Below are 24111 nucleotides of genomic sequence, written 5' to 3' on the forward strand. Positions count from 1 at the left end.
CTATGATTCCTTTCCTCACAGTTGGCTCAGGCCAGATCTTCGCCGTCGGAGGCGATGACCTTTTTATACCAGTAGAAGCTGTCCTTCCGGCTGCGGGCCAGCGTGCCCTTGCCCTCGTTGTCCTTGTCCACATAGATGAAGCCGTACCGCTTCTTCATCTCGCCGGTGGAAGCACTGACCAGGTCGATGGGGCCCCAGGTGGTGTAGCCCAGCAGGGGCAGGCCGTCCTCGTTGATGGCCTTTTCCATCTGCTCAATGTGGGCCCGCAGGTAGTCGATGCGGTAGGTGTCGTGGATGGAACCATCTGCTTCCACCTTGTCCACCGCACCCAGACCGTTCTCCACGATGAAGAGCGGTTTCTGGTAGCGGTCATACAGGCTGTTCATGGTGATGCGCAGGCCCACCGGGTCGATGGCCCAGCCCCAATCGCTGGCCTTGAGGTAGGGGTTCTTGACGGCATCCATGATGGCATTGCCGCTGGCCTTGTTCATCAGTTCGGGGTCCACAGTGGTGCAGCGGCTAGAATAGTAGCTGAAGGAGATGAAGTCCACCGTGCCCTCTTTCAGTAGCTGCTCGTCGCCCGGCTCCACCTGCAGGGCGATGCCTGCACGCTCCATCCGCTTTTTGGCCCAGACAGGGTATTCGCCGCGGGACTGGACATCAATGAAGAAGTAGTTGTCGCGGTCGGCCTCGGCAGCGGCCTGCACATCGGCAGGGGCGCAGGTGCGGGGGTAGAACTGACCGGCGGCCAGCATACAGCCCACCATGGCATCGGGCATGATGGCATGGGCTAGCTTGACGGCCTTTGCGCTGGCCACCAGCTCGTGGTGAGCGGCCTGATACTTGACCTGCTGCACGTTCTCGCCGGGCGCAAAGAGCAGACCTGCTCCCATAAAGGGCATGTGGAGCAGCATGTTGATCTCGTTGAAGGTCAGCCAGTACTTGACCTTGCCCCGGAAGCGCTGGAACAGCACCTCACAGTAGTGGGCGTAGGCATCCACCATCCGGCGGTCTTTCCAGCCGCCGTACTTTTTGATCAGGGCAATGGGGGTATCAAAGTGGCACAGGGTCACCAGCGGCTCAATGCCGTACTTGTGGCACTCATCAAAGAGCTCCTCATAGAAGCGCAGGCCCTCTTCGTTGGGCTGCGCGTCATCGCCGTTGGGCAGGATGCGGGTCCAGGCAATGGACAGGCGGTAGCAGCGGAAGCCCATCTCGGCAAAGAGCTTGATGTCCTCCTTGAAGTGGTGGTACATATCAATGGCTTCGTGGGAGGGGTAGAAGTGCTCGGCATCGCAGTCCAGCATCTTCAGCTGGCCCAGCGCCACGGGGAAGCGGTCGGGGCCAAAGGGTACCACGTCCACACTGGACAGGCCGCGCCCGCCCTCGTTGTAAGCGCCTTCGCACTGGTTGGCGGCAGTGGCACCGCCCCACAAAAAGTCTTTCGGGAATTTGCCCATAGGTCTTACCTCCTGATGCAGTTGAATTCTGATACTTCAATGATACCATGTTCTGAGCCGCTGTCAACCGGGAAAGTACGACTTTAGCCGTCAATTCGACGAAAAATGTTGCTGATTTTTGACACTTTTCACGAAGAAATCGAAAATTGCGGGCGATTTTCCTTGGAATCTGTTTCTTCCAAACGGACAGTAAGTGTGATAGACTGAATAGGTAAACGGAAAACGGCTCACCCTGCCCTTCGTTGCTTTGCAATGCCGGAGCGGGCGAGGACGTTGATGAAAGAGCTATCAGGAAAAATGGAGTGTTTGCTATGACTGAATTCAAGCCCATCAAGGAAGGCAAAGTCCGCGAGATCTATGACAATGGCGACAGCCTCATTATGGTTGCCACCGATCGTATCTCTGCATTTGATGTGATCCTGAAAAATAAAGTGACCAACAAGGGCAAGGTGCTGACCCAGATGAGCAGATTCTGGTTCGACTACACCAAGGATGTTCTGCCCAACCACATGCTGAGCGTGGATACCGCCGATATGCCCGAGTTCTTCCGCACGCCTGCCTTTGAGGGCCGGAGCATGAAGTGCCGCAAGCTGACCATGCTGCCCATCGAGTGCATCGTGCGCGGCTACATCACCGGCAGCGGCTGGGCCAGCTACCAGCAGAACGGCACCGTCTGCGGCATCCGCCTGCCCGAGGGCCTGCAGGAATCCCAGCAGCTGCCCGAGCCCATCTACACTCCTTCCACCAAGGCTGAGATCGGCGACCACGATGAGAACATCAGCTACGAAAAGAGCATTGAGGTGCTGGAAAAGCAGTTCCCCGGCCACGGCGAGGACTACGCCACCAAGCTGCGGGACTACACCATTGCCCTGTACAAGAAGTGCGCCGCGTATGCCCTGAGCCGCGGCATCATCATTGCCGACACCAAGTTCGAGTTTGGTCTGGATGAGAACGGCAACGTGGTGCTGGGCGATGAGATGCTCACCCCCGATTCCAGCCGCTTCTGGCCGCTGGAGGGCTATGAGGCCGGCCACGGCCAGCCCTCTTTCGATAAGCAGTTCGTCCGCAACTGGCTCAAGGCCAATCCCGACAGCAACTACGATCTGCCTCAGGATGTCATCGACAAGACCATTGCCAAGTACGAGGAAGCTTATGAGCTCCTGACTGGCAAAAAGCTGTAAACACTCTGATCTTCTTTCTCCCCTCTGCTGTATAACGGCAGGGGGGATTTTTATATCAGCAGACCTGCCCGGAGGGACGGCGGGGTGTTCCCCAAGCAAGTGTCCGGAGGGTGGGACCCGACTGCCGCAGGCAGTTGGGCGGGGGATGGAATGCCCCGTATCACTTGCGGGGGAATACACCGCTGGCCCGACAGTACGCTGTACCAAAAAAATCCCCCCGCCCATGAACAGATGAGGCGAGGGGAAAGCTAAGGGTTGGCAGTGTTACAGGATGCGCACCCGGATGACGGCAGGGATGGCGGCCAGCTTCTCAGCCAGCCTGCCGTCCACGGCACCGGTCGCGTCCAGCATGGTGTAAGCCATGTTCTTTTTGCTTTTGTTCACCATGTTTTCAATGTTCAGGCCCGCTTCGGTGGTCAGGGCGGTGATCTGGCTGATCATGCCGGGCTCGTTCTTGTGGATGATGCAGATGCGCTTGCCGCCTGCACGGGGCTGATGCACCTCGGGCATGTTCACCGAGTGGGTGATGTTGCCGTTCTTGAGGTAATCGCTGATCTCCTGCGCGGCCATTGCGGCACAGTTGTCCTCGGCTTCCGGCGTGGAAGCACCCAGATGCGGGGTGCAGACGATGCCGGGCTTGCCCAGAATGGCCTCAGTGGGGAAGTCGGTCATGTAGCCGGAGACCTTGCCCGTCTCCATGGCCTCCAGCAGGGCTGCGGTGTTCACCAGCTCACCGCGGGCGTAGTTCAGGATCTTCACGCCGTCCTTGCACAGGGCCAGGGTCTGGGTGTTGATGGTATCCTTGGTGGTGGGCAGGTAAGGAACATGGAGGGTGATGTAGTCGCACAGAGGGAGCATGTCGTTCAGGTTCACGCAGTGGTGTACCTGGCTGGAAAGGTTCCAGGCGGCATCAATAGAGATGTAGGGGTCGTAGCCGTAGACCTCCATGCCCAGCTCAATGGCGCAGTTGGCCACCCGGGAACCGATGGCACCCAGACCGATGACACCCAGCGTCTTGCCCTTGATCTCGTTGCCCACAAACTTTTTCTTGCCCTTTTCCACGGTCTTGGCCATGGCGGGGTCGCCGGTCAGGCCCTGGCACCACTGGGCGGCGGCGGCCACATTGCGGCTGCCTGCGATCAGCATCCCAATGACCAGCTCAGCCACGGCGTTGGCGTTGGCACCGGGGGTATTGAACACCACGATGCCCTGCTCCGAGCAGCGATCCAGCGGGATATTGTTCACACCGGCACCAGCACGGGCAATGGCCAGCAGGTTGTCGTTGAAGGTGGTGTTCAGCAGGTCAGCGCTGCGCACCAGAATGCCATCGGGGACATCGGTGTCCACCGAAACATCAAACAGGTTCTTGTTCAGCTTTGCCAGGCCCACCGGGCTGATGGCGTTCAGGGTCTTGATCGTAAACATACTTTCCTATCTCCTATACACAAATCAGGCATTTGCCTTGCGGAATTTCTCCATGAAGTCCACCAGCTTCTCTACGCCTTCGGTGGGCATTGCATTATAAATGGAAGCGCGCATACCGCCCACCAGACGGTGGCCCTTCAGGTTGACAAAACCGGCTTCGGCGGCTTCGGCGCAGAACTTCTTGTCCATGTCGGGGTCGGGGCTGGTAAAGGTGACATTCATCGTGCTGCGGTAGCGGTGCTCCACAGGGTTGTGGAAGAACTCCTGACCGTCCAGATAATCGTACAGGATCTTGGCCTTGGCTTCGTTGATCTTCTGCATGTTTTCCAGACCGCCGATGTCGTTTTCCAGATACTTGAGCACCAAGCCGGTCATGTAGATGCACCAGCAGGGGGGCGTGTTGTACATGCTGTCCTTGGCCAGCAGGGTGGTGTAGTTCATCATGGTGGGCACGGTGTCGGCGGCGTGGCCCAGCAGGTCGTCCCGGACAATGGCAATGGCCATGCCGGCGGGGGCTACGTTCTTCTGCACGCCAAAGTAGATGCAGCCATACTTGTTCACGTCCACAGGTTTGGAGAGGATCATCGAGCTCATGTCCGCCACCAGCGGCACACCCTCCACCTGAGGTACCTCAACGTACTGGGTGCCGAAGATGGTGTTGTTCTGGCAGATGTGGATGTAGCTTGCGTCCTTGTCGTAGTCGATGGCGTTGACATCGGGGATGTAGGTGAAGTTCTTGTCCTTGCTGGAAGCAACGATCTTCACCTCGCCGAACTTGGCGGCCTCCTTGGCAGCCAGATTCGAAAAATTGCCGGTGACCAGATAATCAGCCTTGCCAGTGGTCATAAAGTTCAGGGGCACCATGGCAAACTGCTGGGTGGCACCGCCCTGGAAGAAACCGACCTTGTAGTTGTCAGGGATGTTCATCACCCGGCGCAGGGTGGCTTCGGTTTCAGTGATGATGGCATCGAACCACTTGCTGCGGTGGCTCATCTCCATCACGCTCTGGCCGGAATCGCCGTATTCCAGCAGCTCTGCCTGTGCCTGACGGAGCACCTTTTCCGGTAACATGCTGGGGCCTGCGCTGAAGTTGTATACTCGTGCCATATGGAACTCTCCCTTTCCTATCCGTACCGCCGCTCTCATCTGCGGCAGATGTGTGCTTGATTTGTCCGTAGTATACCGGTTCCGGGGGTGCAAAAACAAGAGCATCTTTGCACAAAGATGGGACTGCTCTGCCTGCCTTGAACGCACAAAACACACAACTGTCCTTGAATAAAGAACACTTTTTAAGACAAATGTAAAAATATGCTGATTTTACCGCATGGCTCCTTACTTTTACTGCTTGTCTGTTTGTGCCGGGTGTGGTATAATCGTGCTGAAATAAGACAAATGTAAAAGCAAAAAATCGGAGGTGAAACCGGTGTACGGACTTTCAGACAGACTGAAACCACTCTCTGCCGCCGAGGAGCAGGTGCTGCTGGCGCTCTGGGACTGCCCCGCCCCGGCCACCCGGCGGGATATCAGCGAAAAGCTGACCGCCACCGGCTGGGCCCCGGCCACGGTGCTCAACTTTTTGTACCGTCTGGAGGAAAAGGGCTGGGTCAAGGGCGGCAAGGCGGGGAGCCAGAACACCTATCTGCCCACGGTCACCCGCCGGGCCTATTGCGTTGCGGCCATGCGCCAGCGGATGGACACCCTGTTCGGCGGCAGCCTGCCCGAAGCGGTCCGCGCCCTTGCCAGCGAGAGCGGCGCTTCCCAGAGCCAGCTGGAACAGGCCATCCGGGTGCTGGAGGAGCAGCATCAGGAGGCAGAAGAATACGACCTGTACGATCCCTATGGGTGACGGAAAAACGAAAAAGCTCCCATCACGGGAGCTTTTTCGTTGCATTCGGTCGAAAGATGTGTTAAAATCAAATGCGAAAAGGTACTGCACATAACGGCAGGCGGGGAGCCCACACTTCCGGAAGGAGGTGAGAGCAATGCCTATTACTTTGACGTTCCATATTTTTGGACTGGTATTTACCATCAAGGTGAAAAGCGAAAACCGCCACCCTGGCCGGTGACGGTTTTCTAGTTAAACCTCAAACCTAAAAGGGCTGACCGCTTGTCGCAGTGCCTTTTCTATTTGTAGTATAGTGATTTTTTCTTGTTTTGTCAAGAGGCGGAAGGATATACGATGGAGTGCAGATTGAAAGCAAAAAAATGCGGCGGTTGTCCAATGCTGGGGCTGGATTATGCCGAGCAGCTGAAACAGAAAGAGGCCGCTGTCCGTAAGCTGGTGGGAAAATACGGCCCGGTGGCTCCCATCCGGGGCGCGGAAAACCCCTGCCATTACCGCAATAAGGTGATCTCTACCTTTGCAGCGGGCCCCGGCGGGAAACTGGTGTCCGGCATCTATGCGGCAGGCACGCATAAAGTGCTGCCCGTGGAAAGCTGCCTGCTGCAGGACGAAGTGCTGGACACCGTGATGCAGGCGGTGCGGGCGGCGGCCAGCGCCTGCCGCTACCAGCCTTACAATGAGGACAAGGGCACCGGCCTGCTCCGCCACTGCCTGCTGCGGCGCGGCGTGGTGTCCGGGCAGGTGATGGTGGTATTGGTGACAGCCCAGCCGGTTCTGCCCGGGGCAAAAAACTTTGTCCGCGCCCTGCTGGCCGAAGCCGAAAAGCGCCATGTCCCCGTGACCACTGTGGTGCAGAACTACAACCCCCGCCGCACCAGCGTGGTGCTGGGCGAAGAGGAAAAGGTGCTCTACGGCAAGGGCTTCATTCTGGATACCCTCTGCGGCAAGACCTATGCCCTGAGCCCCCGGAGCTTCTACCAGATCAACCATGACCAGACCGAGGTGCTGTATGGTCTGGCTGTGGAAGCCGCCCGCCTGACCGGCAAAGAGGTGGTGCTGGATGCCTACTGCGGCATTGGTACCATCGGTCTGACCGCCAGCGGCAGGGCAAAGCAGGTGGTGGGCGTGGAGTTGAACCGGGATGCAGTCCGGGATGCCATCGGCAACGCAAGGCACAACGATGTGAAAAACGCCCGCTTCTTTGCCGCCGATGCCACCCAGTGGATCACAGAAGCGGCGGCCGCCGGGCAGAGAGCAGATGTCATTTTCATGGACCCGCCCCGCGAAGGCTCCACCCCCCAGTTCATCGAGAGCGTGGCCCGCATGGCCCCCAAACGGGTGGTCTATGTCAGCTGCAACCCCGAGACCATGGCCCGCGATCTTGCCCTCCTGACCGCCAAAGGCTACCGCGCCGAGGGCTTTACCCCTGTTGATCTCTTCCCCCAGACCGCCCATTGTGAGGTGGTCGGCGCGCTGACCAGATCACAGAAGTCCAAAGGGTGAAACAAGCCACAATGAATGGATATTTTTATGTATTAACGGCCATTGACCTTTTTGTGCTGAGCTTCATGTGCATCCTCACAAAGCTCAGCGAGTCCCTGAACAAAAAGCAGAAGCAGGGATTTTTCCTTGCTTTTGCGCTGATCGCGGCGATCTCGGTGCTGGAGGTGGTGACACTGGCGGTGGATGGCACCCCGGCGGGCTACCGCTGGCTGAACATCCTGTCCAACTATCTGGGGTTCGGCCTGTCCCCGGGAGTGTGTCTCTGTCTTGTGTATGTCATGGACCGGAAAAAGAGGATGAACCGCTGGTTCAGGGCGGCGGTGTGCTGCGAGGCGTGCTACCTGCTGTTCCTTGCTCTGTCCATCCCCGCCGGGCTGGTGTTCTCCGTCAGCGCCGACAACGTTTATTCCCGTGGGCAATACTTCTATATTTATATCATCCTGTATTTTGCGGCCATCGTGTATCTCTCGGTGTCCACCATTGTCACGGCGCGGGAATTTCAGAATCGCAGCCGGGCGCTGATCTACCCCCTGATGATCTTTCTGCTCATTGAGACCATCATTCAGGTGACACTGCCGGACCTCCACGTTACATGGCTGTGCGTTACCCTGTTGTCGGTGCTGTACTTTATCTACTGCAGCGAGATGTGGAACCAGCTGGATGCCCTTACCGGGCTGCTGAATCAGAACAGCTATCTGAACCGCACTGCTGAGATGCGCCGCCGCGGCGGGGTGCTGGTGGTGTTCGATGTGGACGACTTCAAGCAGATCAACGACCGCTACGGCCACCTGCAGGGAGATCTCTGCCTGGCCGAGATCGGCCGCTGCATCAAAAAAGTCTATGCCCGCAGCGGCTACTGCTACCGCACCGGCGGTGACGAGTTCTGTGTGCTGATGGAAAATGCAGACCGGGAGGCCCAGTGCGCGCAGGAGTTTGTGCGCCAGCTGGAACAGCGGCGAAAGGCCGTGGATTTTCTGCCCACGGTGTCCTTTGGTTCAGCTCCCTTTTTGGGGGAGGATGTGCTGGCTGTGAAGAATCGGGCCGACCGGGAGATGTACCGCTACAAAAAGGCCCGGAAACCCGATGCCGCTCATTGTTCTCCAAATCATACCCTCCTATGAAAAGGGACTGCTGCACTGGGGTCTCCCCCTGTGCGGCAGTCCCTTTCCTTGTTCTGGCAGGGCACGGTGCGCAATGGCGTGATTTGTACTGGCTTTTTTGCATTTCCTGTACTATAATAAAGAGCTGTGAAGTTTACACCCGCTATCACTGGGAAAGGAGAATCACCCCTTGAATAAAATGCTTACCCACCTGAACGGCTACAAGCGCGAGGCTGTGCTTGCACCGCTGTTCAAGATGCTGGAAGCCACGTTCGACCTGTTTGTGCCGCTGGTCATGGCAGACATCGTCAACGTGGGCATTACAGCACATGATTTCCACTATATCCTTGTGCGGTGCGGCATCCTGCTGCTGCTGGCCGTTGTGGGCCTTGCCTGCAGCCTGACGGCCCAGTATTTCTCGGCCAAGGCGGCGGTGGGCTACTCCACCTCCCTGCGCCATGCCCTGTTTGAGCACATCCAGAGGCTTGGCTTTACCGAGATGGACACCATGGGCACCAGCACCCTCATCACCCGCATGACCAGTGACATCAATCAGGTGCAGAGCGGTCTGAACCTCTTCCTGCGCCTGTTCCTGCGCAGCCCGTTCGTGGTGGTTGGTGCCATGATCATGGCGTTCACCGTGAATGTGCGGGCCGCCTGGATCTTTGTGGTCGCCATCCCGCTGCTGAGCGTGGTGGTGTTCGGGGTCATGGTCATCACCAACCCGCTGTACAAAACGGCCCAGGCCCGGCTGGACCGTGTGCTGGGCCTGACCCGCGAGAACCTGACCGGTGTGCGCGTGGTCCGCGCCTTTGATAAGGAGCAGAGCGAGATCGACCGCTTTGAGTCGGCCAACGACCTGCTGACCCGGATGCAGCTCCATGTGGGCCACATCTCCTCCCTGATGAGCCCGCTGACCTACGTCATCATCAATCTGGCCATTGTGGCTCTGCTCTATGTGGGCAGCATCGAGATCAATGTGGGCGGCATGGCCTCCGGTGATGTGATCGCGCTGGTGAACTACATGAACCAGATCCTGGTGGAGCTGGTCAAACTGGCAAACCTCATCGTGCAGGTGAGCAAGGCGCTGGCCTGTGCCGGCCGTGTGCAGGCTGTGCTGGACACCGAACCGGGCATGGAATTCCCCGCTGCGCTCAAGGGGGAGGCACCTGCAGACAAGGCCGGGGATGCTGTGCGGTTCGACCATGTCAGCCTGACCTACGCCGGTGCCGGTGCCCCCAGCCTGACCGATATCAGTTTTACCGCAAAGCGCGGCCAGACCATTGGTGTCATCGGCGGCACGGGCAGCGGCAAATCCAGCCTCATCAACCTGATCCCCCGCTTCTATGATGCCACGGAGGGCACCGTGGAGATCCTGGGCCGTCCGGCGCAGGAGTACCCCCGCGCGGCTCTGCGCGGCAGTGTGGCAGTCGTGATGCAGAAAGCCCAGCTGTTTGGCGGCACCATCCGCTCCAACCTGCTGTGGGGCAACAAAAACGCGGCGGACGCTGATCTGTGGGCCGCACTGGAGACTGCGCAGGCTGCGGATTTTGTCAGGGCAAAGCCCCTTGGGCTGGACGAGCCTGTGGAGCAGGGCGGCCGGAACCTGTCCGGCGGCCAGAAGCAGCGCCTGACCATTGCCCGTGCGCTGGTGGGCAAGCCCGAGATCCTGATCCTGGACGACAGCGCCAGCGCGCTGGATTACGCCACCGATGCGGCCCTGCGCAAGGCGCTGGCCGCTCTGCCCGGTGACCTGACCGTGTTCATCGTGAGCCAGCGTGCCGCCAGCCTGCAGCACGCCGACCAGATCATTGTGCTGGATGACGGCAGGATGGTGGGTCTGGGCAGGCACGCCGATCTGCTGAAGACCTGCCCCGTTTACGAGGAGATCTACGCCAGCCAGTTCAAGAAAGGGGATGCGCAGAAATGAGTGCAAAAGCAAAGAGTAAGCTGACCCCGGAACAGCGCAACGCAACGCTTCGGCGGGTGCTGGAAAAGATCCGCCCTTACGGCTTTTTTGTGGTGTGCAGTCTGATCGTGGCCGCTGTGAGCGTGGCTGCCCAGCTGTATATCCCCATCCTCTGCGGCAGTGCCATTGATATGATGCTGGGCAAGGGGAATGTGGACTTCAACGGTGTTCTGCGCATCGTGGTGGAAATCGTGATCGTGGCCGTGGTGGCTGCATTGGCCCAGTGGCTGCTGAGTGTCTGCAACAACCGCATCACCTTCTCGGTCAGCCGGGACCTGCGCAACGCCGCGCTCCGTAAGATCCAGACCCTGCCGCTCTCTTATCTGGACAGCCACCCCTCCGGCGATATCGTCAGCCGCATGGTCGCCGATGTGGACACCTTTGCGGACGGCCTGCTCATGGGCTTTACCCAGCTGTTCAGCGGCGTGCTGACCATCCTTGGTACCCTGCTGTTCATGCTCAGTGAGAATGTGCCCATCACGCTGGTGGTGGTCTGCATCACCCCGCTGAGCCTGGTGGTGGCAAGCTTCCTTGCCAAGCGTAGCTACAAGTATTTCCAGGGCCAGAGCACCGTGCGCGGTGAGCAGACCGCCCTGGTCAACGAGATGATCGAGGGGCAGAAAGTCGTGCAGGCCTTTGGCCATGAGGCCGAGAGCCTTGCCGCCTTTGACGAGGTGAATGGCCGCCTGCAGAGCGTGAGCCTGAAGGCCATCTTCTTCTCCAGCATGACCAACCCCGCTACCCGCTTTGTGAACAACATCGTTTATGCAGGTGTCGGTCTGGTGGGTGCCGTTTACGCTGTGGCGGGCGGCATCACCATCGGCCAGCTGAGCATCTTCCTGAACTATGCCAACCAGTACACCAAGCCCTTCAACGAGATCTCCGGCGTGGTCACCGAGCTGCAGAACGCACTGGCCTGCGCGGCCCGTGTGTTCGAGCTGCTGGATGCCGAGGACCAGGTGCCCGAGGCGGAGAACGCCAAGGTGCTGGAGACCGACGGCCATGTGGAGCTGAAGGACGTTTCCTTCCGCTACCTGCCGGACCGCCCCCTCATCGAGGGCCTGGATCTGGATGTGAAGCCCGGCCAGCGCATCGCCATCGTCGGCCCCACCGGCTGCGGCAAGACCACCCTCATCAACCTGCTCATGCGGTTCTACGATGTCAACGGCGGCTCCATTGAGGTGGCCGGGAACGATATCCGCAGCCTGACCCGCGCCTCCCTGCGCGGCAGCTACGGCATGGTGCTGCAGGAGACCTGGCTGCGTGCCGGTACTGTGCGGGAGAACATTGCCTACGGCAAGCCCGATGCCACTGAGGAAGAGATCGTTGCCGCCGCCAAAGCGGCCCACGCCGACAGCTTCATCCGCCGCCTGCCCAAGGGTTACGATACCGTCATTGCTGAGGACGGCGGCAACATCAGTCAGGGTCAGAAGCAGCTGCTCTGCATCGCCCGCGTGATGCTCTGCCTGCCCCCCATGCTGATTTTGGACGAGGCGACCTCCTCCATCGACACCCGCACCGAGGTGCGCATCCAGGCTGCCTTTGCCCGGATGATGCAGGGCCGCACCAGCTTTATCGTGGCCCACCGCCTGTCCACCATCCGTGAGGCCGATGTCATCCTTGTGATGAAGGATGGCCACATCGTGGAGCAGGGCGACCACGACACCCTGCTGGCGCAGGGCGGCTTCTATGCCAAGCTCTATAACAGCCAGTTCGAGGGCGTGGAGACCTGAAAAAACCAAAATGGGAGATGTCGGTACACGGCATCTCCCATTTTTTATGCGATGGTTTCCAGCACCGGTTCCTCCGGCGGGGGAAGCAGGGTGGAGTGGGCTTCCACGAACTCTGCCGCCCGCTGGCTGGCGATGCCCTGCCGCACCTTGCGGAAATCGTTGGCAGGGAAGGTGCGCTCACCCTTCCAGTGTGCCAGTGCGGCCTCCACCTCGGCATCGGTGGGCCAGAGGTGTTCCCGCTCGGCCACCATCAGAAGGCCCAGACTGCCCCGCAGCTTCTGCTCTGCCTGTGCGTGGAGCTCAGTGCGGAACTGTTCCACAGTCTGGCCCCGCACTTTGAGGTACTGGTCAAAGTTGACGTTGTTGGCCTGCAGCCGCAGGTTGAAGTTCCGCTGTTCAGCAAAATAGTTGCCAGAGACCAGGTCCTTGGGCAGGGTGCCCTTGACACAGCCGCCCAGCTGGAAGATAAGCTCCCGGCGGGCCAGTGCCTTGGCCTGCGCACAGCGCTGGGCATAGAGCTCCCGTGCAACCTGCTGGCGCAGGGCCGCCTTGCCTGCGGCATCGGCGGCGCGGTCTTCATCACCGTGCCGGGTGTTCACTTCCAACTCAATGCTCACCTGCCGGATGGGCCGGGGCTGGATGGGCTGGGTGAAGCCGGTGTAACGTTCCAGCTCCAGCGGCGGCAGGCAGTAGAACTCTGCCCCCGCCCGGAAGCCCTCGGCCCGGTTGACGGCCAGCAACTCAAAATCCGGATCGGTCACGGGCACCAGATGCTCTTTTTCCACAAGCTCCTGATATAATGTGGAAAAACCGGTCAGGATAGCCCGGTTCACGGCGGCGGTCAGCAGGTCCTCTTCCGTCTGCGGCGGGTTCTCTGTGGCCTGCTCGGCCTGAATGGACGCTTCCAGCTCTTCGGCGCTGGCGGAGAATACCACCCGGCAGTCCCCGGGCTGGGGCATTCCTACATGTTCCAATACCATTGCGGTGACCTCCTTTCAGCGGCTAAAGCTGACCATCAGTGCCAGCAGCACAACGGCCAGACAGAAATAGAGGATCTCGGCCCCCAGAACGGAGCGGTCGCCCTCCACATACATCTTCTCGGGATCTTCGGGGTCGTAGTACAGCGTGACCGTTTCCCCGCTGGCAAAGCCCTTGCCCTTGGCGGCTTTGGGGTAGTGCAGGCGGTGGCTGCCGCCCTCGGTCTCGAACTCAAGCAGATAAGCCGCGCCGTCCCGGCTCTGAACGGTGCCGGCCACCCGGGCCTCCACACGCTGGCCCTTCTGCTGTAAGCGGCGGCGCTGCTGCACACTGCGCAGGCCCATGTAGAACATGATGCCCGCGCCGATGATGAAGATCAGAACATTGAACATTCGGTTTCCCTCATTCCGTCATTACTCGCCCGGCGGCATACAGGCCGGACGGTCAGCTTTTATTGTACCATATTCCGGCCCAAATGCCCCTGTACGGAGTGCCCGAAATTTAGAACATTTTTTTGTCGAACAATTTTGAAAATAGTGCTTGACTTTTCTTGTGGCTGTGGTATAATAACTAACGTTCCGAGCCGAACGGCCCGCGAACAAAACAGAATATGCGGATATGGCGGAATTGGCAGACGCGTTAGATTCAGGTTCTAATCGGGGCAACTCGGTGGAGGTTCAAGTCCTCTTATCCGCACCAAACGATGAAAATCCGAACTTTTTTCCAATAGGAGAAGGGTTCGGATTTTTTGTTTTCCTTGCGCTGGAATTTTCTGATTTACAAACCTGAAGTGCTGTATTATAATAAAGTAATCACACAACAGGAGGCTCCTCAGAATGTCCCATTTGATCGAAACGGTATACAACCTGCTCTGGGGTGATCTGTTCACCCTGCCGGTGGGCGGCGGCATCGGCATTTCGCTGATGGCGGTGCTGCTGCTCACGGCAGGCGTGTTCTTCACCCTGCGCACCCGGCTGCTGCCCGTGCGGCTGTTCCGGGATATGATCGCCGCTGTCTGCGAAAAGAACCAGAGCAGGGACAGCCTTTCCTCTTTTCAGACGCTCATCGTCTCCACGGCCACCCGGGTAGGCATGGGCAATCTGGTGGGCGTGGTGGCGGCAGTGTCTGCCGGTGGTGCCGGTGCGGTGTTCTGGATGTGGGTCACGGCCCTGCTGGGGGCCTCCACCTCCTTTGTGGAATCCACACTGGCCCAGAAGTACCGGCAGCCCGACCCGCTCTATGGCGGTCAGCGCGGCGGCCCGGCCTACTACATCCATGTGCTGGCCGAGCGCAAGCGGGGCAAAAAGCTGCGTCATTCCATCATCGCGGTGTTGTTTGCCATTTCGGGCCTCATCTGCTGGTGCGGCATCAGCCAGGTCATCAGCAACTCGGTCAGCTCTGCCTTTGCCAATGCGTTCTCCATCCCGCCCATCGTGACCACGGTGGTGCTGGTGGTGCTCTCGGCGGTCATTGTCCTGCGCAAAGATGCCACCGTGAAAAGCCTGGATGTTATCGTGCCGATCATGGCGGTCTGCTATTTCGTGATGACGGTCATCATCATTGCGGTAAATTTCCGCCAGCTGCCCGCTGTGCTGGGCCGCATCTTCTCGGAAGCCTTCGGCCTGCGGCAGGTGGCCGCGGGCGGCTTTGGCGCGGTGCTGATGAACGGTGTCAAGCGCGGCCTGTTCTCCAATGAGGCAGGCAGCGGTTCGGCCCCCTGTGCGGCAGCGGCTGCCTCCTGCGATGATCCCGTGAAGATGGGCTTTGTGCAGGCACTGGGTGTCCTGATCGACACGGTGGTCATCTGCAGCTGCACTGCCTTTATGATGCTGCTGGCTCCCGCAAATGTCACCACTGGGCTGACCGGCATGGACCTGCTGCAGGCAGCGGCACAGTACCATCTGGGCAGCTTTGGCGTGGTGTTCATTGCCGTCACGCTGGCGCTGTTCAGCTTCTCCACCTTCATCGGCATCCTGTTCTATGCCCGCTCCAATGTGGCGTACCTCTTTGGCGACCGCTGGGGCTGGCAGACGGCCTATAAAGTGCTGGCCCTTGTCATGCTGATGGTGGGCGGTCTGGAAGCCTATACCGTGGTGTGGGACCTGGGCGACGTGGGCATCGGCCTGATGACCATATTCAATCTCATTGCCCTCTACCCCATGTCCGGCGAAGCCATTGCCGCCTTGCGGGATTACGAGCGCCGGAAACATCTGACCCAAAACTGACCCTGCCGACAGCTTCCGCAGAAAAGCTGCAAAAATCCGAAAAAAGTAGTTGACAAATCGCCCGCAGTCTGATAAAATAAACAAGTCGTCCGGCAACGGACGTGAACAGAATCTGGGCGTGTTCCCGAGTGGCCAATGGGGACAGACTGTAAATCTGCTGCTTTTCAGCTTCGGTGGTTCGAATCCACCCGCGCCCACCAAACAAGAAAAATCCGAACCTGTTTCCGATTGGAGAAGGGTTCGGATTTTTCGTTTTCTTCGGGTACAACAACGAAGGCTCCCGTGGACGGCGCAAAACTCCGATGCCTTGTCATAGACCGTAACCACACAACAAGAGTTTGGAGGACACGATGATGAAGTACGATGCAAGAGCTTGTTCGTTTAACATGGATACCGGGTGCGTGGAACTGCTGCTCCAAGATGGGCGCAAAATCTCCATCGACTGCACCGGGGTCGAGGATGCACTGGATGTTACCATGGCGCAGCAAACAGAACTGGACTACCTCATCTACAATGACCCGCTGGGCTATGCGGACTTGATTTTGAATGGCGACCCAGAGGAATATTTGAAAAATGCAGCCGGGAGCCATGGGCTAGAAGATTAAGGACAAAAAAATAAGAGGTGTGCCCAACTGGACACACCTCGGTGAGATACATCTATATAAGGCAGGGCGTTCCCTTTACTGGGAGCGTCCTGCTGTTTTTATGCGGCAACAGGCAAGGCTTGTAGAGCTTCCTGCTCTTTCAGCCATTCCTCGTATTCACGCTGGCCTTCCTCGCTGTTGAAAAACTCAACCATGGAAGGATAGAAACAACGTGCCAGCGACTTGATCGCTTCATCCGGGTAGCCGGACTTGTTTACAGACTTTTTCTTTTTGCTCAAATAGTGTCCTCCGAAAATCAAAGTTCCATATCCTGCCCACGCTTGCGGTTTCGCTGCGGCACATTTATGGTACGCTCCTGCTTGGGGGCAAGAATCTTTTCCAGAAAGCTGCGCACCAGTTCGGGCGCACGGTGGAGAGCATCCAGATAGGGCTTTACATCGTACCACAGGTCGTGGTACTTGTTGCTCCAATAAATGGCTTCCTTTTTGGCTGTGGAAAGTTCTTCTTTCAAGCGGCGGTTCTCCACATCCATCATATAGCCGTGGTCGGCCTGTTTTTTCAGCTTGGAGAATTCTTCTTCGGTCAGCGAGTAGTTGCCGAGGAAGGTGCGCTTGCCGATATAATCCAGATCACGCGCATGAATGAGGGCTTCTTTTGTGAGCGTGGCCTTTTTCTGCACAGCGGCAAGTTCCTTCTCCTTTTTGGAGAGGGTCTGACTGGTTTTGGCAAGCGACTGCGCCTTTTGGTCGGCTTGGGCGGTAAGGGTGTCCAGACGTTCCTGCTCCCGCTGGACTTTGAATTGGGTGACGGTCAGGTGTTCTTCAGTGCTGCCACGCTCACCGCGCTCTACATCGGTATACCCGGCGCTGCGCATATAGTTGAAGAAATCGTCTTGCAGGACACTGTACGACTTCTTCAGCACGGGCTTGCCGTTCTTTTGCAGGACAGGCTTTCCGGCATCGTCCAGCAGGGGCTTGGAAGCCCACTTCTTGCTCCGGCTGACCTGTATGACGGTCTCCTTGACTGTGCCGACCAGTGCCTTATCCTTGCAGCGTTTCGACCAGAGGATCTGCTTTTCCACCACAGGTACATAGACCACATGGAGGTGGTAGTGGTAGACCTCCCTGCCTAGTGCTTCGGTCATGGCACGGTTGATCTCATCAGCGTGCATGACTGCCGAGAGGATATACTGCTCACCACCCACGATTTGAACGGCTGCTTTGTAGGCATCCTCATAGAACTGCTTGGCGAACTCGTAGCCACCGTGATTGTCAAAATAGGCCGAGTTGACATCAAAGACAAGCTCGCAATAATGGGTGGCATCCGGCTTCAGGCCGCGCGTTGAAATCGTACCAGCGGTTTCCAGTTGGGCGAATAGGTCGGTGTAGCTGGCAGTGGGTTTCTTGAAATGAACGTTCCATTCGGCGCGGTGGGGAAGAATGTCGGGGTTTCGATAGCTGTCTTTTTCGCGTTCGTTGTGCTGCTGAGTGTTGCCAACGGCCTTGTCCGAAACGGCGAGATTCCGGACGCTTGTGCGGTCGATGCCATCGTTTCTTGCCAAAGGGCATCCCTCCTTTCAAGGTTCATCGAGAGGTGACGGGGAACGAAGATGCACTTCTGAGGAAGTGTAATAACCCACTATGACACTTTCATCCCTGCGGTCTGCAAAGTGTAGTGGGCTCTTCGAGGACTCTCCGAGGGGGAACGTCTCCTGCGGGAGAGCTAATCAAGTTCACGTTTGCGAAGCAATGAAAGCCCCAGTGGGGCTTTTAAGTGACCGAACGGTCTTGCGCCAGCAAGATGGAGGGGCCTCGCCCCGACAAGTTCGCACAATGCGAACTTGATTGCTCCGTACGCATCTGAAAAATTGCGTACGGACTTCAAATAACCTGTACGGTTCGTACGGCGTACAGAAATCTAAAATGCAAACGATAATACGATTTAATTTGCTTTAATTCGCCGTACAGGTGCGTACAAGTACAGACCGTACAGGTTGTACGAACTTCTTCCGTGAAAAAATACACTTTTTACGGGCAGGGGTGGACAAGCGGCTCGATGCCCACAAAGCCACGCACTCTGCGACCACCGGGCAGATAGATGTTGTTGGTGGCTTCAAGGTTATAGCGGCGGTCGTTCTGTCGCAGTTCTGCGCTGAAACGGATCGCCGATACGCTGTGGCAGGCGTTGTCCTCGCACCACTGCTTGTAAATGTCGTAGAACTCCTTGGAACTGATGGAGTAGTCCGCCTTGAAGCGGAAGTAACCCTCGGACTCCATGAAGTCGATGACGTTATTGCTGCTGCGCTTGATGGTGTCCACGTTGGCGGCGGCACGTTCGCTGACCGTGAAGCGGAAATCGTTCTGCACCAGCCGGTGCAGCCCTTCCAGACACCAGAGCAGGATGCCTTCCAACTCGGTGCACATCTTCTCCACAAGGAAGGGGTCATCCGTGCGGTCGGCAGGCTTGTCCTTGGTGGTCAGGATAAGCTGGCGGCGAAAGAAGCCATCCGAATGGTCGTATAGTGAGGTCAGCGCACCGTTGCCGAAACAGAGGAACCGGGCATAAATGTCCCGCTGGTAACTCTGGACACCCTTGCGTTCCAAGTCCAGCTTGGCTTCGGCGGTCACGATGGTCTTGATATAATTCGTCTTGGGCAGGGCGTTCATGTCCATATCATCGTCGATCATCAGCAGGCGGCGTTCCAGATCGGCACGGGCAAAGCGGTTGTTCTCCACTTTCTGGACGCTGCCATTGCTGGCGGCATCTCCCATGAGCCGCTTGAGCACCAGCCCAATGCGGGACTTGCCCTCGCCGCCCTTGCCGACAATGAGCATCATCTTCTGTCCCTTGGTGCTGGGAATCAGGCAGTAGCCCAGATACTCCTGCAAGGTGGGGATGTCGGCATCGTCCAGCAGCTCGTGCAGAAAGGTCAGCCAGCGGTCAGGGGTGGGGGCTTTTTGGTCATAGTTCACAGGCAGGCGGTTCTGGCAGAACAGACGGCTCTCCTGAAAAGAGCCGTCCGGCAGATGGTACACGCCGTTCTGGAGGTGGATGCAGTCCTGTTCGATGGGGAACGGGTCGGAAAAAGCCAGCAGCTTGATGGTCTCCAGAATGTTGGTGACCTTTTTGGACAGGCCGGAGGTGACATATTCCTCGATGTTCTCCAAGATGCGCTGCTTGATCTCGCTTTCGTCCTCCACCGGGCCGTCCAGCGTGTACAGCGTTCCGTTGACGCATTTCAGCGGCCACTGTTCCAGAAAGGCGCGGCCAAACTGGACTTCATCGATCTTCTTACCGTTGTACCAGTCCGGCCATAAAGGGTTGCGGGAAATGTTTTTCTTCATGTGGTGGTTCTCCTTTAAAAAAGTAAAGTGGTGATTATCATAATGATAAGCACCACTTTAGGTGAATGAATCGTCAGGCGCACTTTGCCAGAGCAAGGCGGTCGGTGCGCTCCTCCAGCATCAGCAGGTACGACCCGGACAGCAGCTGTGCGGCGGCAGCGGCCTTCTGCCGGGGCGTCCCAAATGCAACGCAGTCCGTCAGGTGCTCGATGGTCTCGGTCATGTGGAGGGCTTCTTCAAACCGTGGGTCATGCGGTTCCTCCGGGGTGGCGGGCTTGTAGCGCTCCTGCCAGTCGTGCAACAAGTCGAGATAATCGGTCAGCACCCGCAGACAGTAGGCGATGTCTGCCCACTGCTCGTCCGTCAGGCCACGCTTGGGCGGCGGCAGGGCGATGGCATTGGCGGGCGGCTTATCCGGGTCAAGCCCGAAGTCACTTGCGAGCTTCTCGGCGGCTTGCCGGGGGTTCAGGTCGAACAGCTTGGCGGTGAGGTCGATGGCATCTCCATTGGCCCCGCAAGCGAAGCAATAATAGTAGGTGTCGTTCAGCTTCATGCTGGGGTCACTGTCGGAATGGAACGGACAGCACACCATGCCATGGCGGTCTGGCTCCATGCCGTACATCTCTCCCACCTGCCGAACAGTGATGGCGGACTTGATCTTTTGATACAGGCTCAAGGGCATTCCTCCTTTGTTTCGTGCGTTGCACCAGAGTCCCTAGCGTGGGAACTCTGGTGTTTTTTGTTTCCTGCCTGAATATACGGGGAATTTTGCGGAAAGGGCAAAAAAGCAGCAGAACTGCAACGGAAAAAGAAAAAAGCCCTCACTGGTTGCAGGGCTGCAACAGCAAGGGCGGAGAAGAAACCGTATATTGAACAAAACGGCAGAGCGTATTATAATGAGGAAAAAGCTCAAAAAGGAGGGCCGACCACATGGCACAGGAATATCTGCCCGCACCATCCAACATCCGTCTTGCGGACTTGATGAAAGAACACAACATCAGCCAACCAGAGCTTGCCAAGGAGATCGGCTGCTCCAAGAGCACCATCAGCCGCTTCATCAGCGGTGCAAAAGGAACCCTGACCCATGAGCAGGTGCTGAGGATTGCAAGGCTGTTCAACGTGTCCACGGATTTCCTGCTGGGAGAAACCAACATCCCCGACCGCAAAAATTACGACATTGCCGAACTGGGCTTGTCCGTAGAAGCTGCAAAGAACCTCTACACAGGGCGTGTCAATACAGAGGTGGTCAATCTGCTGCTGGAAAACGCCCGCTTTGCAGAGCTTACTTACCGCATAGCGCAGTATTTTGATGATACCTTTGCATCCGGCATCGCAGCACAGAATGCCATGCTCACGACATTGAGCACCTTGCTGCGCACAAAGGTCAAGACCCCGGAAGCAGCCAAAGCCGCAAAGGACATCAGTCTCCGAAGAAAGCCAGTGTACCAAGGCGACCTTGATGACATTGAAATGTACTTTATGGCAGCGGTCAAGGAAATCAAAAAGGGAATCGGGAGCCATTACGCCAAACAGGAAGCCATGAGCAAGAAAGTGGCAGAGAAGATGTTCACCGAATTGACCAAAGGGCAGGATGTGCAGCACCCAACGATTACGGCAGAGCAGCTGACAGACGCAATGTTGGGTAGCGTTTCGGGCATGGAGGGAGCTACGCCGGAAGCACTGGAACAGCTGCGGAACGGTCTGCTGGGAATCTTGCAGTCTGCCGCAGAGCAGGAAAACGCCCATGAAGCAGACGAATGAACGGCTTTGTGCGCTGGCACAGAAAGGCGATGCAACTGCGCTGGACAGCCTGATCGACAACAACAAGTCCTTTATCGGCAAGGTGGCGAATGACCTTTTTCGCAGCATGAATCTGGCACAGGCTGGCCTGAACCTTGACACGGACGATTTGAAACAGGCAGGCAATCTGGGCTTATGGAAAGCCGTGCCAAAGTTCGATGCAGCGCGCGGCATGAAGTTCCTGACCTACGCAGCTCCGGCCATCCGCAACGCCATGATGGATATGGTTCGGGATGCCTTTACTGCTTTTGAACAGCGGATGGTAACGGAGGACAAGGATGGTATCTGTTACCAGCGTGTTTCGCTGGACGATGTTCTGCCGGGAGAGGAACAACTGCGGCGCATTGAAGCCATAGCCGACCCCTACGCCATGCAGCCGCAGATCATTATGGAGGAGCAGGAATCGCGCCGGGAACTGTACGATGGCCTGAAACGGCTGACCCAACGGGAGCAGACCTATCTGCTGTACCGCTATGGCTTTACTGATGGCAAGGAACATCCTTTGATTGGTACGGCGATATATTTCCACCTGACAAAAGGCCGCGCCCAAAAGACCGAGGAACAGGCTATGGATAACCTGTGGCTGGAATTGCCGTGGTGGTTTATCTGAGTGAAAAGAAAAATCGTGATTGTGCTACAAGTTTTCTGGAAATTTATGTGCAGCTATACGATTTTGAGGAATTTTGTAGACGGATGAAACAAAATAGGATTAAATCTAAGTATCTAAGGAACGTTGATTTCACGAAGCTGCTGATTACCGACTGTAGGATTTGAGGAGGATGCCGTTTTATGAAAATTGCACGAGATAAAATGCTTTTTTCAAAAGATCTTATTCATACACTGGCGTATGTCGGAATGTTCGTGGCGGCAATTATATCGCTTGGAGCGTGTAAGTCTGGTATTTGGGTGGCTGCGATATTAGCATGGATTGTAGCAGGTATAATTATCGGATTGGCGATTATTTCTGACTATAAAAAGGCAGAACTTTTGAAAAATGGAACAAGAATCACCGGAAAGGTTACAGCAACAAAACGAGTACATATAAAATTTCATATGAGTACCTACCACCTTGCCGATGAAGATGTAATCTATCCATATGTGGTACATTATCAGTATAAAGTTAAAGGTGAAACCTATAATGGCAAGTCGCAGTGGTTTTGGTTCAATCCATGTATTCCGAAAGGGACACCGATAAAAATTCTAGTAGACCCAAAGAATCCGGCCAGAAGTGCAGTTTTCAAACCAGAAAGCTGAAGATAGCCTTCAGTCGAAGTAGAGGTAAAATAAAAAGTTTGGCCGTATAGCGTGCTTATCTAAAAGAAGATTGTAATTGTGTTACAAATTTTCAGAAAATTTATGTGCATCTATACGATTTTGAAAAATTTTGTGGACAAACGAAATAAATTGGGCTTAAATTTCGTTATCTAAACAAAAAGCAAGGAGGGAGTTTTGATGACCTGTAAAAATTGCGGTTATGAAAACAAGCTGGGTGTTCGATATTGCCAGCGGTGCGGTCAGTATATTGAACCAAAACGGACATTGGCACAAGAAGTTAAATCGTGGGATTTTAGAAGTCTCGCTGGTGTTGGCCGTAGAGATGTGAATATTGCGCCGCTGTTTACTGCATCACCCGTTCAAACTCCAGCAAAAGCACACCAAACGCCCTCGCCTGTTGAACCGATGCCAGACGGAAGATGGTATTGCCCGGACTGCGGAACATTAAATGCTTCTTCTGAACGTTTTTGCAAAAGCTGTGGAAAAGTTCGATAACTATCGTTTAGCATTAAAAACTACGGAAGCTTTACGCTGAAAGCTGTAACTTTAAGCAGACCGGAAAGCTTATAATGAGGGTAGAACAGAAATATGACCAACGAAGATACCACTGATTTTGACGAGCACTTCGCTAAAATTTCGTCCTATATTGTGGACACATTGCACGGCGTTCCACTTGAGATGACCGAGGATGAAAAAGAACAATTTCGCATACAGGTTATTTCAAATCAGTATGCAGAACGGTTGCTAAGTGAAGCCGAAAAGACAGAAACGTATAGAGGTTTATCAAAAATTGATATTCTCCATACAGTTTCTATCCCTCAACTGGCTAGAACAATCCCACTTAAAGGTTTGAATCTCAGTTTAGAAAAATACAGAATGCCGGATGGTGTAATAATAGAGGTTGAGAGTTCGTCACATTATTTGGGGTCATTTAGTGAGAAAAATGATTCTTCCACAAATTGGATAGAAAAGATCATGGAGGGTGTCGGTATTCACTAGATGGATTCTCAAGAAGCATAAACAGCCCGCTATTTGCAGAGAATTCTGGAAGAAAATTGAAGAAAGCATCCTTCCGGCAACAGCACCCCGGACGTTTGTGAACTCTCACAACAGAGATCAAGAACCAATCCCTGCTTTGCGCTTACACCGTTTTGGTGACATTTTTTCTCCGTCTTGCTACAATATTGTGGATTTTTTCTATTTGTGCTTTGCTATTATCAACATCTAAAATGGAAACCGTGATGGAGGTGATTCCAATGCAGATAATTTCCTTGAAAACAAATTGAATGCTTTGGCAAACGGTGGCCAGTTCTCCATTTCCTACGACATCACGATTCCGTAATAAAAGCATTAGATAATGGGTATAAAAGCCACGATTCTTTAGAGTCGAAAGAAAAGAATCGTGGCTTTGTACGTTTGAATTATGGAGCAAGCCAAATGAATAAGAAATTGGAATTTTTTAGCAGTATGGCGGTTGCCTTTATAGTTTTGATATTGGTCTTTCTTTGCATTCGTTTTTCAGGTCAGGGAAAATTTGCTACACATGGAGGAACCAATCCGTCTGATGTAAAATGTATTTATACTTCAGTTTGGCCGGATAATGAATACACTAGGCTTATTTGTGAGCCGGAAAGTGGAACGATAGAATATATATTGGATGGTTCTAATGC

At 55.9% G+C, this 24111-nt stretch carries 23 protein-coding genes and 2 tRNA genes; 16 read left to right on the top strand and 9 right to left on the bottom strand.

From position 1 onward, the window contains the following. Positions 1–26: 26 nt before the first annotated feature. The gene (locus tag J3353_RS11300; protein ID WP_097770042.1) at positions 27–1460 is read right to left on the bottom strand and encodes a 6-phospho-beta-glucosidase; all 1434 of its coding nucleotides are present in this window, start codon (positions 1458–1460) and stop codon (positions 27–29) included. Positions 1461–1771: 311 nt separating this feature from the next. Here J3353_RS11300 and J3353_RS11305 point away from each other — a divergent pair, with 311 nt between their 5' ends. Then, positions 1772–2641: a phosphoribosylaminoimidazolesuccinocarboxamide synthase gene (locus J3353_RS11305; protein ID WP_097770041.1), complete on the top strand. Its 870-nt coding sequence runs from the start codon at positions 1772–1774 to the stop codon at positions 2639–2641. A 264-nt stretch (positions 2642–2905) separates the two neighbouring features. On the opposite strand, the gene J3353_RS11310 is transcribed toward J3353_RS11305, so the two are convergent. Further along, positions 2906–4066 (bottom strand): phosphoglycerate dehydrogenase, encoded by a 1161-nt coding sequence (locus J3353_RS11310; RefSeq protein ID WP_005929471.1) that lies wholly within the window; start codon positions 4064–4066, stop codon positions 2906–2908. Positions 4067–4090: 24 nt separating this feature from the next. Then, positions 4091–5173, bottom strand: coding sequence for a 3-phosphoserine/phosphohydroxythreonine transaminase (gene serC / locus J3353_RS11315; RefSeq protein WP_117506064.1), 1083 nt, complete (start codon positions 5171–5173; stop codon positions 4091–4093). Between the two features lie 316 nt (positions 5174–5489). Here serC and J3353_RS11320 point away from each other — a divergent pair, with 316 nt between their 5' ends. The 5 genes from J3353_RS11320 (at position 5490) to J3353_RS11340 (ending at position 12214) form a co-directional block, all read left to right on the top strand. Continuing rightward, positions 5490–5912, top strand: coding sequence for a BlaI/MecI/CopY family transcriptional regulator (locus J3353_RS11320; protein ID WP_097770038.1), 423 nt, complete (start codon positions 5490–5492; stop codon positions 5910–5912). 333 nt (positions 5913–6245) lie between these two features. Further along, positions 6246–7412, top strand: a complete 1167-nt coding sequence (rlmD, locus tag J3353_RS11325) for a 23S rRNA (uracil(1939)-C(5))-methyltransferase RlmD (protein ID WP_207684867.1) — start codon at positions 6246–6248, stop codon at positions 7410–7412. 11 nt (positions 7413–7423) lie between these two features. Further along, the gene (locus J3353_RS11330; RefSeq protein WP_207684868.1) at positions 7424–8533 is read left to right on the top strand and encodes a GGDEF domain-containing protein; all 1110 of its coding nucleotides are present in this window, start codon (positions 7424–7426) and stop codon (positions 8531–8533) included. 169 nt (positions 8534–8702) lie between these two features. Further along, positions 8703–10442: an ABC transporter ATP-binding protein gene (locus J3353_RS11335; protein ID WP_301332400.1), complete on the top strand. Its 1740-nt coding sequence runs from the start codon at positions 8703–8705 to the stop codon at positions 10440–10442. Beyond that, positions 10439–12214 (top strand): ABC transporter ATP-binding protein, encoded by a 1776-nt coding sequence (locus J3353_RS11340; RefSeq protein ID WP_154277424.1) that lies wholly within the window; start codon positions 10439–10441, stop codon positions 12212–12214. Before J3353_RS11335 ends, J3353_RS11340 begins: the two co-directional genes overlap by 4 nt. A 44-nt stretch (positions 12215–12258) precedes the next feature. Here J3353_RS11340 and J3353_RS11345 read toward each other — a convergent pair whose 3' ends face one another. Together J3353_RS11345 and J3353_RS11350 are read right to left on the bottom strand one after the other, a co-directional pair. Next, positions 12259–13194: an FKBP-type peptidylprolyl isomerase gene (locus tag J3353_RS11345; protein ID WP_207684869.1), complete on the bottom strand. Its 936-nt coding sequence runs from the start codon at positions 13192–13194 to the stop codon at positions 12259–12261. 15 nt (positions 13195–13209) lie between these two features. After that, positions 13210–13584 (bottom strand): DUF3592 domain-containing protein, encoded by a 375-nt coding sequence (locus tag J3353_RS11350; protein ID WP_207684870.1) that lies wholly within the window; start codon positions 13582–13584, stop codon positions 13210–13212. A 220-nt stretch (positions 13585–13804) separates the two neighbouring features. Between J3353_RS11350 and J3353_RS11355 the strand changes: the two genes are divergently transcribed. The 4 genes from J3353_RS11355 (at position 13805) to J3353_RS11370 (ending at position 16022) form a co-directional block, all read left to right on the top strand. Beyond that, positions 13805–13891 (top strand) — tRNA-Leu (locus J3353_RS11355). A 137-nt stretch (positions 13892–14028) separates the two neighbouring features. Further along, entirely contained in the window at positions 14029–15417 is a 1389-nt protein-coding gene (locus J3353_RS11360) for a sodium:alanine symporter family protein (RefSeq protein WP_156062136.1), read from the top strand. Positions 15418–15531: 114 nt separating this feature from the next. Continuing rightward, positions 15532–15617, top strand: a tRNA-Tyr gene (locus J3353_RS11365). A 153-nt stretch (positions 15618–15770) separates the two neighbouring features. Continuing rightward, on the top strand, positions 15771–16022 hold the full coding sequence (locus J3353_RS11370) for a DUF6061 family protein (RefSeq protein ID WP_207684879.1): 252 nt from the start codon (positions 15771–15773) through the stop codon (positions 16020–16022). 98 nt (positions 16023–16120) lie between these two features. On the opposite strand, the gene J3353_RS11375 is transcribed toward J3353_RS11370, so the two are convergent. The 4 genes from J3353_RS11375 to J3353_RS11390 all read right to left on the bottom strand — a co-directional run bounded on the left by J3353_RS11375 (position 16121) and on the right by J3353_RS11390 (position 20048). Beyond that, positions 16121–16300 (bottom strand): hypothetical protein, encoded by a 180-nt coding sequence (locus tag J3353_RS11375; RefSeq protein WP_242700935.1) that lies wholly within the window; start codon positions 16298–16300, stop codon positions 16121–16123. A 17-nt stretch (positions 16301–16317) separates the two neighbouring features. Next, the gene (locus tag J3353_RS11380) at positions 16318–17583 is read right to left on the bottom strand and encodes a plasmid recombination protein (RefSeq protein WP_207684871.1); all 1266 of its coding nucleotides are present in this window, start codon (positions 17581–17583) and stop codon (positions 16318–16320) included. Positions 17584–18049: 466 nt separating this feature from the next. Beyond that, on the bottom strand, positions 18050–19366 hold the full coding sequence (locus tag J3353_RS11385) for a phage/plasmid primase, P4 family (protein ID WP_207684872.1): 1317 nt from the start codon (positions 19364–19366) through the stop codon (positions 18050–18052). Positions 19367–19439: 73 nt separating this feature from the next. Beyond that, positions 19440–20048 (bottom strand): CHC2 zinc finger domain-containing protein, encoded by a 609-nt coding sequence (locus J3353_RS11390; protein ID WP_207684873.1) that lies wholly within the window; start codon positions 20046–20048, stop codon positions 19440–19442. A 248-nt stretch (positions 20049–20296) separates the two neighbouring features. Between J3353_RS11390 and J3353_RS11395 the strand changes: the two genes are divergently transcribed. The 6 genes from J3353_RS11395 to J3353_RS11420 all read left to right on the top strand — a co-directional run. Next, positions 20297–21127 (top strand): helix-turn-helix domain-containing protein, encoded by an 831-nt coding sequence (locus J3353_RS11395; protein ID WP_207684874.1) that lies wholly within the window; start codon positions 20297–20299, stop codon positions 21125–21127. Continuing rightward, positions 21111–21776, top strand: a complete 666-nt coding sequence (locus J3353_RS11400; protein ID WP_207684875.1) for a sigma-70 family RNA polymerase sigma factor — start codon at positions 21111–21113, stop codon at positions 21774–21776. The genes J3353_RS11395 and J3353_RS11400 overlap by 17 nt, the downstream gene beginning before the upstream one ends. Before the next feature lie 179 nt (positions 21777–21955). Beyond that, positions 21956–22420, top strand: a complete 465-nt coding sequence (locus J3353_RS11405; protein ID WP_207684876.1) for a DUF3592 domain-containing protein — start codon at positions 21956–21958, stop codon at positions 22418–22420. Between the two features lie 198 nt (positions 22421–22618). Beyond that, positions 22619–22936, top strand: a complete 318-nt coding sequence (locus tag J3353_RS11410) for a zinc-ribbon domain-containing protein (RefSeq protein ID WP_117948353.1) — start codon at positions 22619–22621, stop codon at positions 22934–22936. A gap of 93 nt (positions 22937–23029) precedes the next feature. Continuing rightward, entirely contained in the window at positions 23030–23440 is a 411-nt protein-coding gene (locus tag J3353_RS11415) for a hypothetical protein (RefSeq protein WP_015564578.1), read from the top strand. A 438-nt stretch (positions 23441–23878) separates the two neighbouring features. Further along, on the top strand, positions 23879–24111 hold a 233-nt coding region (locus J3353_RS11420), incomplete at its 3' end, for a hypothetical protein (protein ID WP_207684877.1).

Source organism: Faecalibacterium sp. Marseille-Q4137, assembly GCF_017377535.1.
Taxonomy (GTDB): Bacteria; Bacillota; Clostridia; order Oscillospirales; family Ruminococcaceae; genus Faecalibacterium; species Faecalibacterium duncaniae.

Excerpts from the sequence above, each read along its gene's own strand:
- J3353_RS11415 (WP_015564578.1), top strand. The coding sequence starts at position 23,030 with ATGACCAACGAAGATACCACTGATTTTGACGAGCACTTCGCTAAAATT.
- J3353_RS11345 (WP_207684869.1), bottom strand. The coding sequence starts at position 13,194 with ATGGTATTGGAACATGTAGGAATGCCCCAGCCCGGGGACTGCCGGGTG.
- J3353_RS11300 (WP_097770042.1), bottom strand. The coding sequence starts at position 1,460 with ATGGGCAAATTCCCGAAAGACTTTTTGTGGGGCGGTGCCACTGCCGCC.
- J3353_RS11405 (WP_207684876.1), top strand. The coding sequence starts at position 21,956 with ATGAAAATTGCACGAGATAAAATGCTTTTTTCAAAAGATCTTATTCAT.
- J3353_RS11350 (WP_207684870.1), bottom strand. The coding sequence starts at position 13,584 with ATGTTCAATGTTCTGATCTTCATCATCGGCGCGGGCATCATGTTCTAC.
- rlmD (WP_207684867.1), top strand. The coding sequence starts at position 6,246 with ATGGAGTGCAGATTGAAAGCAAAAAAATGCGGCGGTTGTCCAATGCTG.
- J3353_RS11360 (WP_156062136.1), top strand. The coding sequence starts at position 14,029 with ATGTCCCATTTGATCGAAACGGTATACAACCTGCTCTGGGGTGATCTG.
- J3353_RS11410 (WP_117948353.1), top strand. The coding sequence starts at position 22,619 with ATGACCTGTAAAAATTGCGGTTATGAAAACAAGCTGGGTGTTCGATAT.
- J3353_RS11395 (WP_207684874.1), top strand. The coding sequence starts at position 20,297 with ATGGCACAGGAATATCTGCCCGCACCATCCAACATCCGTCTTGCGGAC.
- J3353_RS11310 (WP_005929471.1), bottom strand. The coding sequence starts at position 4,066 with ATGTTTACGATCAAGACCCTGAACGCCATCAGCCCGGTGGGCCTGGCA.
- J3353_RS11370 (WP_207684879.1), top strand. The coding sequence starts at position 15,771 with ATGAAGTACGATGCAAGAGCTTGTTCGTTTAACATGGATACCGGGTGC.
- J3353_RS11400 (WP_207684875.1), top strand. The coding sequence starts at position 21,111 with ATGAAGCAGACGAATGAACGGCTTTGTGCGCTGGCACAGAAAGGCGAT.
- J3353_RS11385 (WP_207684872.1), bottom strand. The coding sequence starts at position 19,366 with ATGAAGAAAAACATTTCCCGCAACCCTTTATGGCCGGACTGGTACAAC.
- J3353_RS11340 (WP_154277424.1), top strand. The coding sequence starts at position 10,439 with ATGAGTGCAAAAGCAAAGAGTAAGCTGACCCCGGAACAGCGCAACGCA.
- J3353_RS11305 (WP_097770041.1), top strand. The coding sequence starts at position 1,772 with ATGACTGAATTCAAGCCCATCAAGGAAGGCAAAGTCCGCGAGATCTAT.
- J3353_RS11390 (WP_207684873.1), bottom strand. The coding sequence starts at position 20,048 with ATGCCCTTGAGCCTGTATCAAAAGATCAAGTCCGCCATCACTGTTCGG.
- J3353_RS11330 (WP_207684868.1), top strand. The coding sequence starts at position 7,424 with ATGAATGGATATTTTTATGTATTAACGGCCATTGACCTTTTTGTGCTG.
- serC (WP_117506064.1), bottom strand. The coding sequence starts at position 5,173 with ATGGCACGAGTATACAACTTCAGCGCAGGCCCCAGCATGTTACCGGAA.